Annotated in this window: 21 protein-coding genes and 1 pseudogene; 13 read left to right on the top strand and 9 right to left on the bottom strand. The window is 61.9% G+C overall.

All coding sequences use genetic code 11. The features are described 5' to 3' along the window. Positions 1–23: 23 nt before the first annotated feature. The 3 genes and pseudogenes from AA098_RS27165 to AA098_RS27155 form a co-directional block, all read left to right on the top strand. Positions 24–860 (top strand): annotated as a pseudogene (locus AA098_RS27165) (PA0069 family radical SAM protein); the annotation flags it as partial. A gap of 303 nt (positions 861–1163) precedes the next feature. Further along, positions 1164–1883 carry a carbonic anhydrase gene (locus tag AA098_RS27160; protein ID WP_003253046.1) on the top strand — a complete coding sequence of 240 codons (720 nt, stop codon included), beginning with the start codon at positions 1164–1166 and terminating at the stop codon, positions 1881–1883. 192 nt (positions 1884–2075) lie between these two features. Next, positions 2076–3608, top strand: a complete 1533-nt coding sequence (locus tag AA098_RS27155; RefSeq protein WP_004575261.1) for a SulP family inorganic anion transporter — start codon at positions 2076–2078, stop codon at positions 3606–3608. A 147-nt stretch (positions 3609–3755) separates the two neighbouring features. Here the strand turns inward: AA098_RS27155 and AA098_RS27150 are convergent, their stop codons facing one another. Then, positions 3756–4397, bottom strand: a complete 642-nt coding sequence (locus AA098_RS27150) for a hypothetical protein (protein WP_064615135.1) — start codon at positions 4395–4397, stop codon at positions 3756–3758. 369 nt (positions 4398–4766) lie between these two features. On the opposite strand from AA098_RS27150, the gene coxB reads away from it, so the two are divergent. From coxB to AA098_RS27130, 4 genes are read left to right on the top strand one after another with little or no spacing between them, the layout of a single operon-like run. Next, positions 4767–5894: a cytochrome c oxidase subunit II gene (gene coxB / locus AA098_RS27145; RefSeq protein WP_003253039.1), complete on the top strand. Its 1128-nt coding sequence runs from the start codon at positions 4767–4769 to the stop codon at positions 5892–5894. 43 nt (positions 5895–5937) lie between these two features. Next, on the top strand, positions 5938–7527 hold the full coding sequence (ctaD, locus tag AA098_RS27140) for a cytochrome c oxidase subunit I (RefSeq protein ID WP_003253037.1): 1590 nt from the start codon (positions 5938–5940) through the stop codon (positions 7525–7527). Positions 7528–7536: 9 nt separating this feature from the next. After that, complete coding sequence (locus AA098_RS27135; protein WP_003253035.1) at positions 7537–8103, top strand: cytochrome c oxidase assembly protein; 567 nt, start codon at positions 7537–7539, stop codon at positions 8101–8103. Positions 8104–8119: 16 nt separating this feature from the next. Further along, positions 8120–9007 (top strand): cytochrome c oxidase subunit 3, encoded by an 888-nt coding sequence (locus tag AA098_RS27130; protein ID WP_003253033.1) that lies wholly within the window; start codon positions 8120–8122, stop codon positions 9005–9007. A 31-nt stretch (positions 9008–9038) separates the two neighbouring features. On the opposite strand, the gene AA098_RS27125 is transcribed toward AA098_RS27130, so the two are convergent. Continuing rightward, positions 9039–9242, bottom strand: coding sequence for a twin transmembrane helix small protein (locus tag AA098_RS27125; protein WP_003253030.1), 204 nt, complete (start codon positions 9240–9242; stop codon positions 9039–9041). A gap of 52 nt (positions 9243–9294) precedes the next feature. On the opposite strand from AA098_RS27125, the gene AA098_RS27120 reads away from it, so the two are divergent. Genes AA098_RS27120 through AA098_RS27100 form a run of 5 tightly spaced genes read left to right on the top strand, consistent with a single transcriptional unit; the run spans position 9295 to position 13178 of the window. Further along, complete coding sequence (locus tag AA098_RS27120) at positions 9295–10032, top strand: SURF1 family protein (RefSeq protein ID WP_064615134.1); 738 nt, start codon at positions 9295–9297, stop codon at positions 10030–10032. After that, complete coding sequence (locus AA098_RS27115) at positions 10001–10582, top strand: hypothetical protein (RefSeq protein ID WP_003253026.1); 582 nt, start codon at positions 10001–10003, stop codon at positions 10580–10582. The genes AA098_RS27120 and AA098_RS27115 overlap by 32 nt, the downstream gene beginning before the upstream one ends. 9 nt (positions 10583–10591) lie before the next feature. Next, entirely contained in the window at positions 10592–11671 is a 1080-nt protein-coding gene (locus tag AA098_RS27110) for a heme A synthase (RefSeq protein ID WP_004575260.1), read from the top strand. Further along, on the top strand, positions 11656–12549 hold the full coding sequence (gene cyoE / locus AA098_RS27105; RefSeq protein WP_064615133.1) for a heme o synthase: 894 nt from the start codon (positions 11656–11658) through the stop codon (positions 12547–12549). The genes AA098_RS27110 and cyoE overlap by 16 nt, the downstream gene beginning before the upstream one ends. Beyond that, positions 12546–13178 carry an SCO family protein gene (locus AA098_RS27100; protein WP_004575258.1) on the top strand — a complete coding sequence of 211 codons (633 nt, stop codon included), beginning with the start codon at positions 12546–12548 and terminating at the stop codon, positions 13176–13178. The genes cyoE and AA098_RS27100 overlap by 4 nt, the downstream gene beginning before the upstream one ends. A 121-nt stretch (positions 13179–13299) precedes the next feature. Here the strand turns inward: AA098_RS27100 and AA098_RS27095 are convergent, their stop codons facing one another. The 3 genes from AA098_RS27095 to AA098_RS27085 all read right to left on the bottom strand — a co-directional run bounded on the left by AA098_RS27095 (position 13300) and on the right by AA098_RS27085 (position 15813). Further along, positions 13300–14070 (bottom strand): MetQ/NlpA family ABC transporter substrate-binding protein, encoded by a 771-nt coding sequence (locus tag AA098_RS27095; protein ID WP_003253017.1) that lies wholly within the window; start codon positions 14068–14070, stop codon positions 13300–13302. Positions 14071–14134: 64 nt separating this feature from the next. Beyond that, positions 14135–14806 carry a methionine ABC transporter permease gene (locus AA098_RS27090; RefSeq protein ID WP_003253016.1) on the bottom strand — a complete coding sequence of 224 codons (672 nt, stop codon included), beginning with the start codon at positions 14804–14806 and terminating at the stop codon, positions 14135–14137. Then, complete coding sequence (locus tag AA098_RS27085) at positions 14806–15813, bottom strand: methionine ABC transporter ATP-binding protein (RefSeq protein ID WP_003253013.1); 1008 nt, start codon at positions 15811–15813, stop codon at positions 14806–14808. Before AA098_RS27085 ends, AA098_RS27090 begins: the two co-directional genes overlap by 1 nt. Before the next feature lie 227 nt (positions 15814–16040). Between AA098_RS27085 and katE the strand changes: the two genes are divergently transcribed. Next, positions 16041–18176 (top strand): catalase HPII, encoded by a 2136-nt coding sequence (gene katE, locus AA098_RS27080; RefSeq protein WP_064615132.1) that lies wholly within the window; start codon positions 16041–16043, stop codon positions 18174–18176. A gap of 60 nt (positions 18177–18236) precedes the next feature. Here katE and AA098_RS27075 read toward each other — a convergent pair whose 3' ends face one another. From AA098_RS27075 to zur, 4 genes are all read right to left on the bottom strand, one after another. Continuing rightward, positions 18237–18944, bottom strand: coding sequence for a PA5502 family lipoprotein (locus AA098_RS27075; protein WP_064615131.1), 708 nt, complete (start codon positions 18942–18944; stop codon positions 18237–18239). Positions 18945–19070: 126 nt separating this feature from the next. Then, the gene (gene znuB / locus AA098_RS27070; RefSeq protein ID WP_004575255.1) at positions 19071–19853 is read right to left on the bottom strand and encodes a zinc ABC transporter permease subunit ZnuB; all 783 of its coding nucleotides are present in this window, start codon (positions 19851–19853) and stop codon (positions 19071–19073) included. Further along, on the bottom strand, positions 19846–20619 hold the full coding sequence (gene znuC, locus AA098_RS27065; RefSeq protein ID WP_004575254.1) for a zinc ABC transporter ATP-binding protein ZnuC: 774 nt from the start codon (positions 20617–20619) through the stop codon (positions 19846–19848). Before znuC ends, znuB begins: the two co-directional genes overlap by 8 nt. Further along, entirely contained in the window at positions 20616–21101 is a 486-nt protein-coding gene (zur, locus tag AA098_RS27060) for a zinc uptake transcriptional repressor Zur (RefSeq protein ID WP_004575253.1), read from the bottom strand. The genes znuC and zur overlap by 4 nt, the downstream gene beginning before the upstream one ends. Positions 21102–21157: the final 56 nt, after the last annotated feature.

Below are 21157 nucleotides of genomic sequence, written 5' to 3'. Positions count from 1 at the left end.
ATTGCATGGAACCAATAACATAGCATGTCTGTATCTACTGCTATGCCCGCCCCTCACACGCCTACTGGGACCTTTCTCCCGGCCTGGATTTCGAGACCAAACTGATTGCCAAGACCAACGCCGCCGAGGTGCTGGCACAGCAATTGAGCAAACCGGGCTACGTGTGCGCGCCGATCAATCTGGGCTCCAACACCGACCCGTACCAGCCGATTGAGCGCGAACAGTTACTGACTCGGCGCTTGCTCGAAGTGTTACTGCGTTTTCGTCACCCGGTGACCATTGTCACCAAGGGTTCACTGGTGCTGCGCGACCTCGACCTGCTGGCCGAGATGGCCCGCCAGCGCCTGGCACGGGTGATGATCAGCCTGACCACGCTGGACGACGGCCTCAAGCGCGTGCTCGAACCCCGAGCGGCCTCACCCGGTGCGAGGTTGAGGGCCATCCGGGTATTGCGTGAAGCGGGCGTACCGGTGGGTGTTTTGTGTTCGCCGATGATTCCGATGATCAACGACAGTGAGCTGGAACGCCTGCTGGAGGCGGCGAAGGAGGCCGGTGCGCAAAGTGCGGCGTACATGATGCTGCGCCTGCCGCTGGAGGTGGCGCCGTTGTTTGAGCAGTGGTTGCAGGATCATTACCCGCAGCGGGCAGCGCATGTGTTGAGCCTGATCCGCCAGAGCCGTGGTGGCGAGCTGTATGACAGCCGGTTCGGTGTGCGCATGCGTGGTGAAGGGGTGTTTGCCGAGTTGCTGGCGCAGCGCTTTGCCAAGGCAATGAAACGGCTGGACTTCGAAGGGCGCGAGGCGCAGGCGCTGGATTGCTCGGCGTTCTGCCCGCCGGGTGGGCAGATGGCGCTGTTCTGACATGAACCCGCCCCACCAAGGGCTGCGCATTGCTCACAACGCAACTAATAACAACCAATAATTGCGCTAATACATATTGGCAGCTGATGTTTTTTTGCTATTATCCAGTTCCCGCCTTTTTCATCTGGAACGCCCGTTCTAGAGCCTTCGAATTAAGTTTCAGTTAAGTTTTCCCCGCTAGCGTAGGTAATAAGTCCGCAGCGACTGTGATCTATGGCCCGTGCGTGTCATCTAAAACCCTGCATAGCCTGAATCTTTCACCGGTAAAATGGATTTACCTACACACCGTCAAGAGGATGAATCATGCCCGTCAAGGACCCATCCAAGGTCGTACCGCAGGTCCCCGCGGAAAGCGCCGATGCTGCCCTTAAGCACATCGTCGACGGCTTCCTGCGCTTTCACCATGATGTTTTCCCAGATCAGCAAGAGCTGTTCAAGAAGCTCGCCACCGCGCAAACACCACGCGCCATGTTCATCACCTGTGCCGATTCGCGCATCGTTCCCGAGCTGATCACCCAGAGCTCGCCAGGCGACCTGTTCGTGACCCGTAACGTGGGTAACGTGGTACCGCCTTATGGCCAGATGAACGGCGGCGTTTCCAGCGCCATCGAGTACGCCGTAATGGCGCTTAAAGTTCACCACATCATCATCTGTGGCCACTCTGACTGTGGCGCCATGCGTGCGGTACTCAACCCGCAGTCGCTGACCAAGATGCCTACCGTTGGCGCCTGGTTGCGCCACGCTGAAGTGGCCCGCACCGTGGTCGAGAACAACTGCTCCTGCGGCAGCGAACACGAGACGATGCAAGTGCTGACCAAAGAGAACGTCATCGCCCAGCTGCATCACTTGCGCACCCATCCTTCGGTGGCTTCGCGCCTGGCAGCCGGTGAGCTGTTCATTCATGGTTGGGTGTACGACATCGAGACCAGCAAGATCGAAGCCTACGACGCCGCCAGCGACAGCTTCCTGCCCTTGGCCGCGGGTGAACCCGTTCCCTGCGCCACTCCGAGAGGCCGCTACTAAGCGACCCGTCCGCCGCTAGAACCTTGATAGCCGGCTGCACCCTGCAGGGGTGTGGCACGGCATTCGGCTGCCTTGAATTCCCTGACTGCCCTGCCGGCGTGCTCGCTGGCGGCCCGCGCCTGCGCGCTTGTCAGGGGCAAACGTGCCCACGGCCAGGGGAATGGCCGTGCGACTAGAGAAAGGAGAAACACGGTGAACATTACACAGTTGAAAGCGGCCCTGCCGCGTGAGTTGCTGGCGTCGGTGGTGGTCTTCCTGGTGGCCCTGCCGTTGTGCATGGGCATTGCGATCGCTTCTGGCATGCCGCCGGCAAAAGGCCTGATTACTGGGATTATCGGCGGCATTGTCGTCGGTTTCCTTGCTGGGTCGCCGCTACAGGTCAGCGGCCCCGCTGCCGGTCTGGCGGTACTGGTGTTCGAGCTGGTACGCCAGCACGGCATGGCCATGCTCGGGCCAATCCTGTTGCTGGCCGGCCTGTTGCAGTTGCTGGCCGGTCGCTTGCGCCTGGGCTGCTGGTTCCGCGTGACCGCGCCGGCGGTGGTTTACGGCATGCTCGCCGGGATTGGCGTGTTGATCGTGCTTTCGCAGGTGCATGTGATGTTCGACACCGCGCCGCAACCGTCGGGCCTGCAGAACCTGCTGGCGTTCCCGGCAACGTTGTCGGCAGCCCTGCCACAGGAGAGCACCGGCGCTGGCTGGATGGCCGGGGCGCTGGGCCTGGGGACCATCGCCATCATGTGGGGCTGGGAGCGCTTGCGGCCGCAGCGGCTGCGTTTCGTGCCGGGTGCATTACTCGGCGTGGCCAGCATGACCGCTATCAGCCTGTGGCTGGCCTTGCCGGTGAACCGCGTGCAAGTCCCGGCCGACCTGTCCGAGGCCATCGACTGGCTTCGTCCGGCGGACCTGATGCAGCTGGCCGACCCTGCCCTGTTGGTCGCCGCTTTTGCCCTGGCGTTCATTGCCAGCGCCGAAACCTTGCTGTCGGCCGCAGCAGTGGACCGCATGCACAGCGGCCAGCGCTCGGACTTCGACCGCGAACTGTCGGCTCAGGGCATCGGCAACATGCTGTGCGGGGTGCTGGGTGCCCTGCCGATGACCGGGGTAATCGTGCGCAGCTCGGCCAACGTCCAGGCCGGGGCGCAAACCCGGGCCTCGGCAATCTTCCATGGCTTGTGGTTGCTGGCCTTCGTGGTGGCGCTGAGCAGCGTGCTGCAGCAGATCCCGGTTGCGAGCTTGGCGGGGGTGTTGGTGTTTACCGGGGTCAAACTGGTCGACTTCAAGGCGTTTCGCGGGCTGGGCCGTTATGGGCGCATGCCGATGTTCACCTACGCGGCGACTGCGCTGGCGATCATCTTTACCGACCTGCTGACCGGTGTGCTGCTGGGCTTTGCCCTGACCTTGCTGAAGCTGGCGTTCAAGGCGGCGCGGCTGAAGATCAACCTGGTGAGCCTGGCCAAGGATGGGCACATGGAACTGCGCCTCAGTGGCGCGGCGACCTTCCTGAAGGTGCCGGCGCTGACCCAGGTGCTGGATACCGTACCGGCGGGCACCACGCTGCATGTGCCGCTGGGGAACTTGAGCTATATCGACCACTCGTGCCTTGAGTTGCTGGAGGACTGGAGCCGCAGCAATTCTGCCAATGGGTCACGGTTGCTGATAGAGCAGCGGCGCCTGAAGCGTCGGATCGAGGGGCGGTTGCGGACTACGGCGGGGGTTGGGGCGTAGGAGCGGGTTTACCCGCGAATACGGTAGCGGCGGAAACGGTGATCGGCGGGTGGAGATAGGCCAGCAGGGCCGGCCCTTTCGCGGGTGAACCCGCTCCTACGACGGCCTGCGCCGAACCACCGATGCACCTAGGCCGTTACAGGTCTATCAGGCCGGCTGACCCAGCTCGACACCCAGTTGGCGCGACAGGCACGGCCAGCGCTTCCACGCCTCGCCAGTTGCCGGGCTGCTCAGCTTCTCTCGATAAGCCTCCACCGATTCAACCGCAAAGCTCTCATCATTGAGCATTTCGTCGACCGAGTGGTGCACCACTTCATCCAGCTGGTTGGCAAAGCTTTCGCCAATCAACTGGTGGGCAATCAGGTTGGCGACCGTGGTGTCGACCGGAATCAACGGCTGCTGGAAGTAGCGAATGTACAAGTCATTCACCTCTTCCACCAGGCGGTGCGCCAGGTAGGCTTCATCCAGCAGGCAGTCCAGGCCTACATGCCCTTGCATCACGCTGGGCGGCTGCAGGAAGTAGGCTTCGGCAATTTTCAGTACAGGTTTGATCTGCGATTCGATCCCGGCTTCGCGGGCGACCTCGTGGGCGGCCTCCAGCAGTTCCGGAACCTGATCGATGTAGGCGCTGACGAAGCGCGCCAAAGTACCCTGGGCGTCCTGCTCAGGCAGTTGGATCGAGGGGTGCAGATGGGGCAGTTGCAGCTCGAGACGCTGTTTCAATTGGCCGGTCTGGCCTTCATGTTGATGGGCTTGGCTTACCTGCTCGCGTACAGCAGCGATGTTCATGACAACTCCAGGGACATTACGTTTCAAACGGAAGACACTAAATTAGCTCGGTATACAGAATACCTAAGACGTATTTGTTATAAACCGCGCAAACGTGTGCCATGTCTGGCATAACCAGATGCCATTATTTAGCCATGACCTCTCAAGCGCGCGGTTTTCAGGCTATCTGGCTATTTCGTGAAGTTCATTTCACAGGCTTCATTGCGTGCCATTGGTCGCTGTCTATACTCCCGGTGAACGTGATTCGTTGATGAGGCCCGACTGCTTTTAGCAGGGGCTCGGTCGTCGAAGCCATGCAGTCTTGACCGCCGTTCCCTCTTGCCGCAGGCCACGCCTCCGGGACAACAAGAATTAGAAGGGGAACCCGCAATGATGCGACATCCACATGTCTGGATGGGCCTCCTGTTGTGGTCGGTTTTTGGCCAGGCAAACGCCGCCTGGACCGTGAACATGCACCCAGGGGCGACGGAAGTCTCCAACGCCGTCTTCGACCTGCACATGACCATCTTCTGGATCTGCGTGATCATTGGCATCGTGGTGTTTGGCGCGATGTTCTGGTCAATGGTCATCCACCGCCGCTCCACCGGCCAGCAGGCTGCGCATTTCCACGAGCACACCTGGGTGGAAATCCTCTGGACGGTAGTTCCCTTCCTGATCCTGGTGGCCATGGCCATCCCGGCCACCAAGACGCTGATCGACATCTACGATGCCAGCGATTCGGACATCGACATCCAGGTCACGGGGTACCAGTGGAAATGGCACTACAAGTACCTGGGCCAGGACGTGGAGTTCTTCAGCAATCTGGCCACCCCCACCGACCAGATCCACAACAAGGCGCCCAAGGATGAGCATTACCTGCTGGAAGTCGACCAGCCGCTGGTGCTGCCGGTGGGCGCGAAAGTGCGCTTTCTGGTCACTGCTGCCGACGTGATCCACTCCTGGTGGGTGCCAGCCTTCGCGGTCAAGCGCGACGCCATCCCAGGCTTTGTCAACGAAGCCTGGACCCGGATCGAAAAGCCAGGCATCTACCGCGGCCAGTGTACCGAGCTGTGCGGCAAAGACCACGGCTTCATGCCGGTGGTGGTCGAGGTCAAGTCCAAGGCCGATTACGACACCTGGCTTGGCGAGCGCAAGGCTGAAGCCGCCAAGCTCAAGGAGCTGACCAGCAAGGAATGGACCCTGGAAGAGCTGGTGGCGCGAGGCGACAAGGTCTACCACACCACCTGCGTGGCCTGTCACCAGGCCGAAGGCCAGGGCCTGCCGCCAATGTTCCCGGCGCTCAAAGGCTCGAAGATTGCCACCGGGCCGAAGGAAGGCCACCTGAGCATTGTCTTCCATGGCAAGCCCGGCACGGCCATGGCCGCTTTCGGCAAGCAGCTGTCGGAAGTCGACATCGCTGCTGTGGTCACCTACGAGCGCAATGCCTGGGGCAACAACAAAGGCGACATGGTGACGCCGAAGGACGTGCTGGCGCTGAAGCAGGCAGAAGCCAAGTGAACCGGGTTACTCGCGGCAATCAATGGATTGCAGGAGACAGGACATGAGTGCAGTGATCGACGACCACGCCCACGGCCATGACCATGCGCACGGCCCGGCCAAGGGCCTGATGCGCTGGGTGCTGACCACCAACCATAAAGACATCGGCACGATGTACCTGTGGTTCAGTTTCATCATGTTCCTGCTCGGTGGCTCGTTTGCCATGGTGATCCGCGCTGAGCTGTTCCAGCCGGGTTTGCAGATCGTGGAGCCGGCGTTCTTCAACCAGATGACCACCATGCATGGCCTGATCATGGTGTTTGGCGCGGTGATGCCGGCCTTCGTCGGCCTGGCCAACTGGATGATTCCGCTGATGATCGGCGCGCCCGACATGGCCCTGCCACGGATGAACAACTTCAGCTTCTGGCTGCTGCCGGCGGCCTTCCTGCTGCTGGTATCGACCCTGTTCAGCCCGGGCGGAGGGCCGAACTTTGGCTGGACGTTCTACGCACCGCTTTCCACCACCTATGCGCCAGCCAGCGTCACCTTCTTCATCTTCGCCATCCACCTGATGGGTATCAGCTCGATCATGGGGGCGATCAACGTGATTGCCACCATCCTCAACCTGCGTGCCCCCGGCATGACGCTGATGAAAATGCCGCTGTTCGTCTGGACCTGGCTGATTACCGCGTTCCTGCTGATTGCGGTGATGCCAGTACTGGCCGGCGTGGTAACCATGATGCTGATGGATATCCACTTCGGTACCAGCTTTTTCAGTGCCGCAGGTGGCGGTGACCCGGTGCTGTTCCAGCATGTGTTCTGGTTCTTCGGTCACCCTGAGGTTTACATCATGATCCTGCCCGCCTTCGGTGCGGTCAGCTCGATCATCCCGGCGTTCTCGCGCAAGCCGCTGTTCGGTTATACCTCGATGGTGTATGCCACCGGCGCCATTGCCTTCCTGTCATTCATCGTCTGGGCCCACCATATGTTCGTGGTCGGCATCCCGGTGGTCGGCGAGTTGTTCTTCATGTACGCCACCATGCTGATTGCCGTGCCCACCGGGGTGAAGGTATTCAACTGGGTCAGCACCATGTGGGAAGGTTCGCTCACCTTCGAAACGCCGATGCTGTTCGCCATCGCCTTTGTCATCCTGTTCACCATCGGTGGTTTCTCCGGGTTGATGCTGGCGATCGCCCCGGCGGACTTCCAGTACCACGACACTTACTTCGTGGTGGCGCATTTCCATTACGTACTGGTGCCTGGTGCAATTTTCGGCATCTTTGCCTCGGCCTACTACTGGCTGCCGAAATGGACTGGCCACATGTACGACGAAACCCTCGGCAAACTGCACTTCTGGCTGTCGTTCATCGGCATGAACATGGCCTTCTTCCCCATGCACTTCGTAGGCTTGGCCGGCATGCCACGGCGCATCCCCGACTACAACCTGCAGTTCGCCGATTTCAACATGGTGTCGTCGATCGGCGCGTTCATGTTCGGCGCCACGCAGATCTTCTTCCTGTTCATTGTCATCAAGTGCATCCGCGGTGGCGCGCCGGCACCGGCCAAACCCTGGGATGGCGCCGAGGGCCTTGAGTGGTCGATACCCTCGCCTGCGCCCTACCACACCTTCCAGACACCCCCGGAAGTGAAATAGGAACCCGCCATGAACGGCCTGTCGGTGAAACGCCTGGTAACGCGCCTGTTGATGCTGACGGTGGTGATGTTCGCCTTCGGCTTCGCGCTGGTGCCGATCTACGACGTCATGTGCAAAGCGTTCGGTATCAACGGCAAGACCGGCGGCCAATACGAAGGTAGCCAGGTCAGTGACCCGACGCGTGCTGTGCGGGTGCAGTTCATGTCGACCAATGCCAGCGACATGGTCTGGGACTTCTACTCCACTGCCGACCAGCTGGAGGTCAACCCGGGGGCGGTGAACCAGATGATCTTCATTGCCCACAACCCGACCGACCGGCCGATGAGTGCGCAGGCAATACCCAGCATTACCCCGGCCGAGGCCGCGGCCTACTTCCACAAGACCGAGTGCTTCTGCTTTACCCAGCAGGTGCTGCAGCCCGGCGAACGCATCGAGATGCCGGTGCGCTTCATCGTCGACCGCGACCTGCCGGCCAGCGTGAAGCACCTGACACTGGCCTACACCTTGTTCGACATCACCGCTCGCCACCCGCCGGTCGCGCACGTTGCGGCGCAGGACGTCCAGGGCGCCCGTTAAGGGAAGGAGAACAGCAATGGCAAGTCATGAGCACTACTACGTTCCGGCGCAGAGCAAATGGCCGATCATCGCCACCATCGGCATGTTCATCACGGTATTCGGCCTGGGCACCTGGTTCAACGACATGAAGGCGGGCCACCCGGATTCGCACGGGCCGCTGATCTTCTTCGTGGGTGCGTTGTTTCTGGCCTACATGCTGTTCGGCTGGTTTGGGTCAGTGGTCAAGGAGAGCCGCGCCGGGTTGTACAGCCCGCAGCTGGATCGCTCGTTCCGCTGGGGCATGAGCTGGTTCATCTTCTCTGAAGTGATGTTCTTCCTGGCGTTCTTCGGCGCGCTGTTCTATGTCCGCGTACTGGCGGGGCCGTGGCTGGGAGGCGAAGGGGCCAAAGGTGTTGCGCACATGCTGTGGCCAACGTTCGAATTCACCTGGCCGCTACTGCACACCCCCGACCCCAAGCTGTTCCCGCCGCCCAAGGAAGTGATCGACCCGTGGCATCTGCCGCTGATCAACACCATCCTGCTGGTCAGTTCCAGTGTGACAATCACCATTGCCCACCACGCCTTGCGCCGTGACCACCGCGGGCCGCTGAAATTCTGGATGGCGCTGACCATTGTTCTGGGCATCAGCTTTATCGCGCTGCAGGCCTTCGAGTACCACGAGGCCTATACCAAGCTGGGGCTGACACTGGGCTCAGGGATCTACGGTGCGACGTTCTTCATGCTTACCGGGTTTCACGGTGCCCACGTGACATTGGGCACGATCATTCTGATTGTGATGTTCGTGCGTATTCTGCGCGGGCATTTCAACCCAGAAAAACACTTCGGCTTCGAGGCAGCCAGTTGGTACTGGCACTTCGTCGATGTGGTGTGGGTGGGGTTGTTCATCTTTGTCTATGTGTTGTGAATACGAAACCCTGTAGGGGTGGGTGAGCGCTTCAGAAAGGGGCGTGGGAGACCAGCTGACCGCTGATCAAGCCCCAGGCGACCAGGCCTATGGTCAGGGCTGCCAGGGTCACCCGTACGGTCAGGGCCTTGAGCAGGCGGGTCGAGTTTTCATCATCCTTGACCAGAAACACCAGGCCACTGAACAGGCTGGCAATCGTGGCCAACAGCATCAGGACAATCGCGGCCTTGAGCATGGCGTTACTCCGGGGGGGATGCGGTGATGTGGATAAGTATAGCGAGGCGCCCGTGAGGCCGTTTCGCCCAGGCTGGGTACCGACGCTGGTGGTGCTTGCACTGCTGCCAGGGTTGATTGCGCTTGGTTGCTGGCAACTCGGCCGCGCCGAGGAAAAGCGCGTGCTGCTGGCCACCTATGCGGAACGGCGGGTTGAAGCGCCGATCGCCACCGCCCAGCTCCTCTCGAAAGAAGACAACGCCTTCCGCCGTGTGCACCTGTATGGCCGCTTCGACGCCGAGCACAGCGTGCTGCTGGACAACCGCATGCGCGACGGCAAAGCCGGTGTCGAGCTGCTGCAGCCCTTCCACGACCAAGCCAGCGGCCTGTGGTTGCTGATCAATCGTGGCTGGCTGCCATGGCTGGACCGCCGGGTGCCGGTGCCCTTCGAAACCCCTGCCCAGGCCTTGGCGCTGGATGCCTCTGTGTATGTTGCGCCCGGTAGCACCTTCCAGCTGCACCCGGACCCCATCGGTGGGCAATGGCCGCATCTGTTGACCGCTATCGATGCTGCGCTGCTATGGCAACAGCTTGATCGCGAAGGCTTCGCCCAGGAATTGCGCCTGGAGCCGGGCCCTGCGAGCTATCGCCTGGACTGGCCGGTTGTGGCCATTAGCCCCGAAAAACACGTGGGCTACGCCGTGCAGTGGTTTGCCCTGGCTACCGCTCTGGTTCTGCTCTACCTCTACTTCGGCTGGCACCAAAACAAGGAGAAACGCCATGGCCACCGCCACTCCACTGGACGTGCCTGAACGTAGCAAGCCCAGAGCCCGTGGGCGTTTGCAGCTGTTACTGATCCTGCTGGTGGTGCTTGGGCCGATGGTTCTGGCCACCAGTATGTACAAGCTCAAATTCTGGGTGCCGGAAGGCCGCAGCTACCATGGCGCCATGATTGGCAATGGGGAAAGCCGTGCCGATCTCGGCGTGGCGGGCCAGGACGAGCGCTGGCAATTGCTGGTCAGCGCGCCCCAGGCCTGCACCGAAGACTGTCAGCGCCTGGTGTACCTGGCTCGGCAGATTCAGGTCGGGCTGGGGCGTGATGCCAGCCGCGCCAGCCATGCGCTGGCCGCCGCCCAGCCGCTGAGCGCCGACTATCAGGCACTGCTTGGCCGCGAGTACCCGCAGTTGCAGCGCTACCCGCTGGATGCGCAACGTTATCAGCAGAAGGTTGTCGAGCCCGGCCCGCAGCTGTGGATCGTCGACCCGCACGGCAACCTGGTGCTGCGCTACGACGGCAAGGTCAACGGCAAGCACGTGCTGGATGACCTGCGCCACCTGCTCAAGCTGTCCAACATCGGCTAGGAGCCTGCCATGGCCAGACCTGGATTTCGCCTTGCTGTGTTCGCCACCCTGCTGGCACTGCTGGTCGTCCTGCTCGGTGCCTATACCCGCCTGACCCACGCCGGCCTCGGTTGCCCCGACTGGCCCGGGTGCTATGGCTTTATCAGCGTGCCCAAGACTGACGCGCAGTTGGCCCATGCCGAGCTGCACTTTCCTGAGCACCCGGTGGAAGCTGCCAAGGGCTGGGCCGAGATGGTCCACCGGTACTTTGCCGGTAGCCTGGCCGTGGTGATCGCCCTGCTTGCGTTCGAGGCAATGCGCCGGCATGCCCGCGATGGGCAGCCTTATCGCCTGCCGATGCTGCTACTGGGTGTGGTGCTGGCCCAGGCAGCCTTCGGTATGTGGACGGTCACCCTGAAGCTATGGCCGCAGGTGGTCACGGCGCACTTGCTGGGTGGCTTTACCACGTTGAGCTTGCTGTTCCTGTTGTCTCTGCGTCTGTCCCGGGCCTTTGCGCCCTTGCCGAAACTGCCGCTGAGCCTGCGCCGGATCGCTGCGCTGGCGCTGCTGGTGGTAATCGGCCAGATCGCCCTGGGCGGTTGGGTCAGCGCCAACTACGCAGCCGTGGCCTGCATCGACCTGCCGACCTGCCATGGCCAGTGGTGGCCAGCGGCGGACTTCAGCAACGGCTTCCACCTGACCCAGCACGTCGGCCCCAATTACCTTGGCGGGCAGTTGGACAGTGATGCGCGCACGGCCATCCACATCAGCCACAGGTTGGGCGCGCTACTGGTGACCTGTGTGCTGTTGATGCTCAGCTGGAAGCTGCACCGCTGTGGTCTCCCCGGCCTGGCGCGGCTGGTGCTGCTGGCGCTGGCCTTGCAAGTGGGCCTGGGCATCAGCAACGTGGTGTTCCACCTGCCGCTGGCGGTGGCTGTTGCGCACAATGCCGGCGGGGCGATGCTGCTGCTGAGCATGGTGCTGGTGAACTACCGCATTCGAGTGGTCGACAAGGTTCGTATGGGTGTCGGCCATGGTTGGCGTCTGCGGCCGGTGGTCGGGGTGGGCATTTCCCATCACATGAGGAACGACTCGTGGCGACGCTTCTAAGCGTACGACGGGCCCGCTGGCGCGATTACCTTGAGCTGACCAAGCCCAAGGTGGTGGTGCTGATGCTGATCACTTCGCTGGCGGGCATGTTCCTGGCCACCCGGGCGGGCGTCAGCTGGAGCGTGCTGTTGTTCGGCAACCTGGGCATCGGCCTGTGCGCGGGTGGTGCAGCGGTGGTCAATCATGTGGTGGATCGGCGCATCGATGCGCTGATGGCACGCACCCACAAACGGCCTTTGGCCCAAGGCCGAGTCGAGCCCCTGCCGGCGCTGTTGTTCGCTTTGGCCCTGGCGCTGCTGGGCATGGTCCTGCTGCTGGTGTTCACCAACGCCCTCACCGCCTGGCTGACCCTGGCCTCATTACTCGGTTATGCGGTGCTCTACACCGGCTTTCTCAAGCGCGCCACGCCACAGAACATCGTCATCGGTGGCCTGGCCGGTGCCGCTCCGCCGTTGCTCGGCTGGGTGGCGGTAAGCGGCCATGTCAGCGCCGAACCCTTGCTGCTTGTGCTGATTATTTTCGCCTGGACCCCGCCGCATTTCTGGGCGCTGGCCATCCACCGCAAGGAGGAATACGCCAAGGCCGATATCCCGATGTTGCCGGTGACCCACGGCGAGCGCTACACCAAACTGCATATCCTGCTGTACACCCTGATCCTGCTGGCGGTGAGCCTGCTCCCGTATGCCATCCACATGAGTGGCCCGCTGTACCTGGCCTGTGCCCTGGGCTTGGGCCTGCGCTTCCTGCATTGGGCCTGGGTGTTGAACCGTAGCAGCCGGCCGCACGCGGCGATCGGCACCTTCAAGTACTCTATCGGCTACCTGTTCGCGCTGTTCATCGCGTTGCTCCTTGACCACTACCTGTTGCTGAGCCTATGACCCGAACCCAGAAAACCGTCTTCATCCTCGTTGCCCTGGTCGCGTTGATCCTGGGCCTGACCGTCAACAAGGTGCTTAATGGTCGTGACCAGCCCAACCCTGCCGAGCTGATTGATGCGGGCATCATCCTGCTGCCGCAGAGCCGCGCCGTGGCTGATGTCACCATGACCAACCAGGACGGCCAGCCGGTGCAGATGGATGACCTCAAGGGCAAATGGTCGCTGCTGTTCTTTGGCTACACCTACTGCCCGGACATCTGCCCGACCACCCTGGCCCAGTTGCGCCAGGTGAAGAGCGAGCTGCCCAAGGATGCCGTCGACCGGCTGCAGGTGGTGTTGGTGAGCGTGGACCCTCACCGCGACACGCCGAACCAGCTGAAGCAGTATCTGGGCTATTTCGACAAGGACTTTGTCGGCGTGGCGGGGTCGATCGAGGATACCCAGAAGCTGGCCAATGCCTTGAGCATTCCGTTCATTCCGGCGGATACCAGCAAGCCGGGGTATACCGTGGATCACAGCGGTAACCTGGCGATTGTCGGGCCGGATGGGCGACAGCGTGGGTTCATTCGGGCGCCGTTCAACAACCAGAAGCTGGGGGCGCAGTTGCCGGGGCTGGTCAAGCGGGATTGAGAGTGCTGGGCCTGCTGCGCAGGCCTTTCGCGACACAAGGCCACGGATCGGCGTACGCCTTACTTTGTGGGAGCGGCCTTGCGTCGCGAAAGGGCCGCAAAGCGGCCCCGGGGATGTTGGCTCAGAACGCCGGAACCACAGCGCCTTTGTACTTCTCGATGATGAACTGCTTCACCTCAGGCGAGTGCAGTGCAGCCGCCAGTTTCTTCATGTCGTCCGAGTCCTTGTTGTCCGGGCGGGCAACCAGGATGTTCACGTAAGGCGAGTCGCTGCCCTCGATGGCCAGCGCGTCTTTTTCCGGGTTCAGCTTGGCTTCCAGCGCGTAGTTGGTGTTGATCAGGGCAGCATCTACCTGGGTCAGCACACGCGGGATGGTGGCGGCTTCCAGCTCACGGAACTTCACGTTTTTCGGGTTTTCGGCAACATCCTTCACGGTCGACAGGATGTTCTTGTTGTCCTTGAGCTTGATCACGCCAGCCTTGTCCAGCAGCAACAAGGCGCGGCCGCCGTTGGTGGCGTCGTTGGGGATGACCACGGTGGCGCCGGAGGACAGCTCGTCCAGCTTCTTGATCTTGGACGAATACACGCCCAGTGGCTCGATGTGCACGCCTGCCACGCTCACCAGCTGGGTACCCTTGGCCTTGTTGAACTCATCCAGGTAAGGCTGGTGCTGGAAGAAGTTGGCGTCCAGGCGCTTTTCGGCCACCTGCACGTTCGGCTGGATGTAGTCGGTGAATTCCTTGACCTTCAGCTCTACGCCTTCTTTCGCCAGTTGTGGTTTGACGAAGTTGAGGATCTCGGCGTGCGGCACCGGGGTGGCGGCGACGGTAAGGGTATCGGCCTGGGCCGAGAAGGCCGCGACAGCGGCAGCGACAGCAAGCAGCTTCTTCATTGATCACTCCTTGTGAGGGCCGCGACGGCCCCCGAACGGGTCGGCCTGGCCGACCCCATTGGGGTTATTTACGGGAAAAATGCACGACCAGTTTGTCGCCCACGCTCTGCAGTACTTGAACCAGTATCAGCAGCAGTACCACAGTCACTACCATCACATCGGTCTGGAAACGCTGGTAACCGAAGCGGATAGCCAGGTCACCAAGGCCACCGGCACCCACCACACCGGCCATGGCGGTGTAAGAAACCAGGGTGATGGCGGTTACGGTAATGGCCGCGAAGATGCCCGGACGGGCCTCCGGCAGCAGCGCACTGGTGATGATCTGGCGGGTGGTGGCGCCCATCGACTGGGTGGCTTCGATGATGCCGCGGTCCACTTCACGCAAGGCGGTTTCAACCAGGCGTGCAAAGAACGGCGTGGCACCCACTACCAGCGGCGGGATGGCGCCTGCAACGCCCAGCGAGGTACCGGTGATCAGCACGGTGAACGGGATCATCACGATCAGCAAAATGATGAATGGCAGCGAGCGCAGGATGTTGACCACCAGCGACAGCAGCGCATAGACGCCTTTCTGTTCGAACATCTGCTTTGGCCCGCAGAGGAACAGCAACACGCCCAGTGGCAGGCCCAGCAGCACGGTGAAGAACAGCGAGCCGAACAGCATGATCATGGTATCGACGGTGGCCAGCCAGATTTCGGCCCAGTCGACGTTGGCAAAGAAATTCAGGGCGTCCATCAACGCAGTACCTCCATATGTACGTCAGCTGCCTTGAAGCGGGCGAACGCCGCTTCCATGTCTCCGCCGATCAGGGCGAGAGTGAGCTGGCCATAGGGGACATCCTTGATGCGGTCGATACGCCCGGCGAGGATGCTGTAGTCGACACCGGTTTCGCGGGCCACGGTGCCCAGCAGCGGCGCGTAGGTGGCGTCGCCCTGGAAGGTCAGGCGTACGATGCGGCCTGGCACGTGGGCAAAGTCGTCGCGCTGCTCGCCTTCGTCGACCTGCTCGTCTTCCTGGACGAAGCGCTTGGTGGTGGGGTGCTGCGGGTGCAGAAACACCTCGGCCACCGAGCCTTGCTCGACGATCTGACCGGCGTCCATCACGGCCACGCGGTCGCAGACACGGCGGATCACGTCCATCTCGTGGGTAATCAGCACGATGGTCAGCTTCAGTTCACGGTTGATCTCGGCCAGCAGTTGCAGGACCGAGGCCGTGGTTTGCGGGTCGAGGGCACTGGTGGCCTCGTCGCATAGCAGAATCTTTGGGTTGGTGGACAGGGCGCGGGCGATGCCGACGCGCTGCTTCTGGCCGCCGGACAGCTGCGCCGGGTACTTCTTGGCGTGGTCCGACAGGCCAACGCGAGCCAGTAGCTCGGTGACACGCTTGTCGATTTCGCTGCGCGACAGCTCACCGGCCAGGGCCAGTGGCAGGGCGACGTTGTCGGCGACGGTCTTGGATGCCAGCAGGTTGAAGTGCTGGAAAATCATCCCGACTTGCTGGCGGAAGCCGCGCAACTGGCTGGCGTTGAACGCGGTGACATCTTCGCCGTCGACGATGATCGTGCCGCCGGAGGGCTCCTCCAGGCGGTTGATCAGGCGCAGCATGGTGCTTTTGCCAGCGCCGGAATGGCCGATCAGGCCGAACACCTGGCCATCTTCGATGGTCAGGCTGGTCGGATTCAGTGCGGGGATTTCCCTACCGGCAACGCGGTAGGTTTTATGTACCTGTTGGAACTCGATCACGTAGCGAACCTTGTGGGGCGCATTGAAATTTGGGTCAGCGGTTAGCTGGGGTCGCGCATTTTAGCCTTTTCCCATAGCTGTTCTTAGCATTTATTTCGTCATGCACCAATCCATCGGGCATATCGCGACAACCGGTAATCCTGATTGAACGCTCGGCAACGCCCTCCAGTCACTACTTGCACAAGCCCTGAACGGGCAAGCCTTAAGACTGATGAGGAGAGCCGATCATGCCCAGCAAGAAAACGGATGCGCCCAAGCACAGCGAGGCCGCCGGTACCCAGACCCCCGACAGGGCCAACACCAATGCCAAGCTGCAGAGCCTGGAGGCCGACCGTAGCGATGCGACCGGGCATGCGCTGCGAACCAACCAAGGCGTGCGCATTGCTGACAACCAGAACTCCCTCAAGGCGGGTGATCGCGGACCTTCGCTGCTTGAAGACTTCATCATGCGCGAGAAAATCACCCACTTCGACCATGAGCGTATCCCCGAGCGCATCGTGCACGCACGCGGTACCGGGGCACACGGGTTCTTCCAGAGCTACGGCAACCACGCTGAGCTGACCAAGGCCGGCTTCCTGCAAGATCCGGAAAAGATCACCCCGGTTTTTGTCCGCTTCTCGACGGTTCAGGGCCCACGCGGGTCTGGTGACACGGTGCGAGATGTACGGGGCTTTGCCGTCAAGTTCTATACAGATGAAGGCAATTTCGACTTGGTCGGCAACAACATGCCGGTGTTTTTCATCCAGGATGCCATCAAGTTCCCCGATTTTGTCCACGCGGTGAAGCCAGAGCCCCACAACGAGATACCGACCGGCGGTTCGGCTCACGACACCTTCTGGGATTTCGTCTCGCTGGTGCCGGAGTCGGCCCATATGGTCATGTGGGCCATGTCTGACCGCGCCATCCCGCGCAGCCTTCGAATGATGGAAGGCTTTGGCGTGCATACTTTCCGTCTGATCAATGCCAAGGGCGTGGCCAGCTTCGTCAAGTTTCATTGGAAACCACGCCAGGGCGTGCATTCCCTGCTGTGGGACGAAGCCCAGAAACTGGCGGGCAAGGACACCGACTTCCAGCGCCGTGACCTATGGGAAGCCATCGAAACCGGTGACTACCCCGAATGGGAACTGGGCGTGCAGATTGTGCCTGAGGCAGACGAACACAAATTCGACTTCGACCTGTTGGACCCGACCAAGATCATCCCGGAGGAACTGGTACCCGTCACGCCGCTGGGCAAGATGGTGCTCAACCGCAACCCGGACAATTTCTTTGCCGAGGTCGAACAGGTGGCGTTCTGCCCCGGCCATATCGTGCCAGGTATCGACTTTACCAACGACCCGCTGCTGCAGGGCCGGTTGTTCTCGTACACCGATACCCAGATCAGCCGACTGGGTGGGCCGAACTTCCACCAGATCCCGATCAACCGGCCGGTAGCGCCGAACCACAACAACCAGCGTGATGCCCTGCACCAGCACGTCGTGCACAAGGGCCGGGCTTCCTACGAGCCCAACTCGATTGACGGCGGCTGGCCGAAGGAAACCCCGCCTGCGGCGCAGGACGGCGGCTTCGAGAGCTATCAGGAGCGTATCGATGCGCACAAGATTCGCCAGCGCAGTGAGTCGTTCGGCGATCACTTCTCGCAGGCTCGGCTGTTCTTCCAGAGCATGAGCCCGACCGAGCAACAGCACATCATCAAGGCTTACAGCTTCGAGTTGGGCAAAGTGGAGCGTGAACATATCCGCGCCCGGGAAGTGAATGAAATTCTCGCCAACATCGACCTGAAGCTGGCGGCGGCGGTTGCGGCCAACCTGGGCCTTCCTGCGCCGAAAGCGGGTACGGTGAAGGTGAAGGGTAGCCAGCTGACGCAATCGCCTGCGTTGAGCCAGATGAACCACCCAGGTTCGGTGGGTATCAAGGGGCGCAAGATTGCTGTGCTGGTGGCAGATGGCGTGGACGCTGCCAGCGTGGACAAACTGGTCAAGGCCCTGGAAGCGCACAGTGCCCGGCCGATGCTGCTGGGGCCGACTTCGGCGCCGGTGAAGGCGGCGGATGGCAAACAACTGTCGGTAGCGGCGTCGATGGAGGGGATGCCTTCGATCATGTTCGATGGGATTGTCGTGCCTGCGGGCAAGGCCTCTACGGATGCGCTGGCGGCTAGCGGATTGGCCAAGCACTTCGTGCTGGAGGGCTACAAGCACCTGAAGGCGCTGGTGCTGACCAAGGAATTGGCGAAAGCGTTGGGGCTCAAGGAGGACAAGGGGCTGCTGCTCGGGGATGAGCAGAAGGCAGTGGATGCCTTTGTCAAAGCGGTTGAAAGCCACCGGGTGTGGGAGCGGGAGGCGGCAGCTGAAGCTGTTCCTGCCTGATAAGGCCTTGTCGCGGGTAAACCCGCTCCTGATAGAGGAGCGGGTTTACCCGCGAAGCGTTTACTGCTGATGCGGGACCAGCACCACCTGTGCCGGCAGCGAGCGCTGAATCTCATGCTTCTGCTTCAGCTCGAACCCACTGTCAATCTTGCGCACGCGCTTTTCCAGCAAGGTCTTCAGCCAAGGTGCATCCTCGGTGCGCGGTACCTGGAATACCACTTCGCACTGGTAACTCACCACATCGGCGGCAATGTCGTCCAGTTGGCGGCGCAGCGCGCGGCTGTCAGTGGTTTTCAAGGCCACCACAGTACTGGGCGCTGCCGGGTCGATGATGCGTGCCTTGGGCTTGGCTTCGGCGGCTTTCAGCGCAGCTTCAGCCTTTTCCAGTTCGGCCTTGCGGGCCTGGGTCACGGCATCCCCGCCGGTCACCGCTGGCGCCTGCGGCATCAGTGCCCGGGCACGAGCCAGCGCGGTAGCTGCCGCGTTTACATCGCCCTTCTGCAGAACGATCTGGCTACGTTGCAGGTAAGCTTCGGCCAGTTGGCGCTGGTATTGCTCCAGGCGTGCATCATCCGGCGACTGGGCCTGCAGTGCAGCAAGCTGGTCTTCGGCGGTAGCCAGCTCATTGCTGGCGATGTTCTGTTGCAACTGCTGCCAGGCATCTGCTTGAGCAGGTGCGGTGGCCTGTTCGACCGGCGCATTGGAACAGGCAGCCAGGATCAGGGAAAACGCGGCAACAAGCAGATAACGGGAGGCGAACGGCTTCATTCCTGCGACTCTCTATTTGCGCAAAAAGCGAGCAAGTCTACACCCAGGTGCGCACGCTCGAAAATAGGCCTTACAGACCCTTTACGGGCCGAAGGTTGCAAGGCGTGCCTGCACACGCCTTGCTTTTCAGCGTTTTGGCAGAGCCAGGCTCAGCAAGAATAGCACCGCGGCGCAGACCACGATCGAGGGCCCGGCGGGGGTGTCCTTGAACCAAGACATGGCCAGGCCGCCGCAGACTGCGGTGACACCCAGCAGGCTGGCACCCAGGGCCATCTGCTCTGGTGAGCGGGCGTGGCGCTGTGCCGCAGCGGCAGGAATGATCAGCAGTGAGGTAATCAGCAACACGCCAACGATTTTCATGGCAACCGCAATCACCACCGCGATCAGCAGCATCAGCGCCATGCGCAAGCCGGCCACGGGCAGGCCTTCTACCATGGCCAGTTCTTCGTGCACGGTAACCGCCAGCAGCGGCCGCCACAGCACAGCGAGCAGCAGCAGAACCAGTGCACTGCCGCCGAGGATCCAGGCCAGGTCGGTGGTGCTGATGGCCAGCAGATCGCCGAACAGGTAAGCCATCAGGTCAATGCGCACATCGTGCATGAAGCTCAGCACCACCAGGCCCAGCGACAAGGTGCTGGGGGCCAGGATACCCAGGAGGGTGTCGGAGGCCAGCGGCTGGCGTTGCTGCAATGTCACCAGCAGAATCGCCAGCAACAGGCAGCCCACGGTTACCGCCAGCGCCGGGCTGACATCCAGGGCAAAGCCCAGGGCCACACCGAGCAGCGCGGCGTGAGACAGGGTGTCGCCAAAATAGGCCATGCGCCGCCATACCACGAAGGAGCCCAGTGGGCCTGCAACCAGTGCCAGGGACAAGCCGGCAAGCAAGGCGTAGAGAAGAAAATCAGCCATGCTTGCAGTGCTCTCCGTGAACATGGGTGCCAGGGGCGACCACCGAGCCATGCAGGTCGTGGCTGTGGTCGTGATGGTGGTGGTAGATGGCCAGGCTCGGTGCGGTCTTGCCGAACAGCTCGACGAACGCCGGATCACCGCTGACTTGCTCAGGGTGACCCGAGCAGCACACGTGGCGGTTCAGGCACACCACCTGGTCGGTAGCGCTCATGACCAGGTGCAGGTCGTGGGACACCATCAGTACGCCGCAGCCGTGGCGGTCGCGCAGGCGGGTGATGAGGTTGTAAAGCTCGGTCTGGCCGACCACGTCCACACCTTGTACCGGTTCGTCGAGCACCAGCAACTGGGGTTCGCGCAGCAAGGCGCGGGCCAGCAGCACGCGTTGCATTTCGCCGCCGGAAATAGTCTGGATCGGGCTGTCGATGACGTGCTCGGCGCCCACTTCCTGCAGCGCCGACAAGGCTGCCGCGCGGTCTACGCCGGGCACCAGGCGCAAGAAGCGCAGCACCGACAGCGGCAGCGTGGCATCAACCTGAATTTTCTGCGGCATGTAGCCAATGCGCAGCTTGGGTTTGCGCCATACCTTGCCGCGATGTGGCTTGAGCAGGCCAAGTACGGCGCGCACCAGCGTCGTCTTGCCCGCCCCGTTAGGGCCAATCAGGGTGACGATCTGGCCTGGGGCGACCGACAGGTCGATGCTGTCGAGCACCGCCTCACCGCCAAAGGTGACGCCGACCTGCTCCAGGCGAATCAGGGCGTCGCTCATGCCGCGCTCCGGCAGTTACCGCACAGGCCGACCACTTCCACGGTCTGGGTCTCGACCGTGAAACTCACGCCTTTGGCGCTGTTGATGATGGCCTCGCTGATGCTGCTCTGCTCGAGCTCGATGGCCACATGGCAGGCCCGACAGATCAGGAACTGGCCTTGGTGCACGTGCTCGGGGTGGCTGCAGCCGATGAAGGCGTTGAGCGATGCGATGCGATGTACCAGGCCGTTTTCCAGCAGGAAGTCCAGCGCACGGTACACCGTGGGCGGCGCGGCGCGGCGGCCGTCCTGCTCACTGAGCACAGCGAGGATGTCGTAGGCGCCCAGTGGCTTGTGGCTCTGCCACACCAGCTCCAGCACACGGCGGCGCAGGGCTGTCAGGCGCAGGCCCTGGCGGGTGCACAAGGCGTCGGCTTCAGCCAGTGCGCTGTGTACGCAATGGGAGTGGTCGTGAGGACGGTTGGCCAGCGGTGTGATGGACATGGGCAGCGACGGTTCTGGACAGAGACGTTATTATGTTACCTGTTTCTGAAGATTCG

It is taken from the genome of Pseudomonas sp. JY-Q (assembly GCF_001655295.1).
GTDB lineage: Bacteria > Pseudomonadota > Gammaproteobacteria > Pseudomonadales > Pseudomonadaceae > Aquipseudomonas > Aquipseudomonas alloputida.
The sequence above is the reverse complement of the archived record's forward strand: the minus strand, read 5'-3'. Positions and strand labels throughout refer to the sequence as shown.

Bases quoted from the DNA above. Each gene is read 5' to 3' on its own strand.
- AA098_RS27160 (WP_003253046.1), top strand. From the start codon at position 1,164: ATGCCCGTCAAGGACCCATCCAAGGTCGTACCGCAGGTCCCCGCGGAA.
- AA098_RS27150 (WP_064615135.1), bottom strand. From the start codon at position 4,397: ATGAACATCGCTGCTGTACGCGAGCAGGTAAGCCAAGCCCATCAACAT.
- coxB (WP_003253039.1), top strand. From the start codon at position 4,767: ATGATGCGACATCCACATGTCTGGATGGGCCTCCTGTTGTGGTCGGTT.
- ctaD (WP_003253037.1), top strand. From the start codon at position 5,938: ATGAGTGCAGTGATCGACGACCACGCCCACGGCCATGACCATGCGCAC.
- AA098_RS27135 (WP_003253035.1), top strand. From the start codon at position 7,537: ATGAACGGCCTGTCGGTGAAACGCCTGGTAACGCGCCTGTTGATGCTG.
- AA098_RS27130 (WP_003253033.1), top strand. From the start codon at position 8,120: ATGGCAAGTCATGAGCACTACTACGTTCCGGCGCAGAGCAAATGGCCG.
- AA098_RS27125 (WP_003253030.1), bottom strand. From the start codon at position 9,242: ATGCTCAAGGCCGCGATTGTCCTGATGCTGTTGGCCACGATTGCCAGC.
- AA098_RS27115 (WP_003253026.1), top strand. From the start codon at position 10,001: ATGGCCACCGCCACTCCACTGGACGTGCCTGAACGTAGCAAGCCCAGA.
- AA098_RS27110 (WP_004575260.1), top strand. From the start codon at position 10,592: ATGGCCAGACCTGGATTTCGCCTTGCTGTGTTCGCCACCCTGCTGGCA.
- AA098_RS27100 (WP_004575258.1), top strand. From the start codon at position 12,546: ATGACCCGAACCCAGAAAACCGTCTTCATCCTCGTTGCCCTGGTCGCG.
- AA098_RS27095 (WP_003253017.1), bottom strand. From the start codon at position 14,070: ATGAAGAAGCTGCTTGCTGTCGCTGCCGCTGTCGCGGCCTTCTCGGCC.
- AA098_RS27090 (WP_003253016.1), bottom strand. From the start codon at position 14,806: ATGGACGCCCTGAATTTCTTTGCCAACGTCGACTGGGCCGAAATCTGG.
- katE (WP_064615132.1), top strand. From the start codon at position 16,041: ATGCCCAGCAAGAAAACGGATGCGCCCAAGCACAGCGAGGCCGCCGGT.
- AA098_RS27075 (WP_064615131.1), bottom strand. From the start codon at position 18,944: ATGAAGCCGTTCGCCTCCCGTTATCTGCTTGTTGCCGCGTTTTCCCTG.
- znuB (WP_004575255.1), bottom strand. From the start codon at position 19,853: ATGGCTGATTTTCTTCTCTACGCCTTGCTTGCCGGCTTGTCCCTGGCA.
- znuC (WP_004575254.1), bottom strand. From the start codon at position 20,619: ATGAGCGACGCCCTGATTCGCCTGGAGCAGGTCGGCGTCACCTTTGGC.
- zur (WP_004575253.1), bottom strand. From the start codon at position 21,101: ATGTCCATCACACCGCTGGCCAACCGTCCTCACGACCACTCCCATTGC.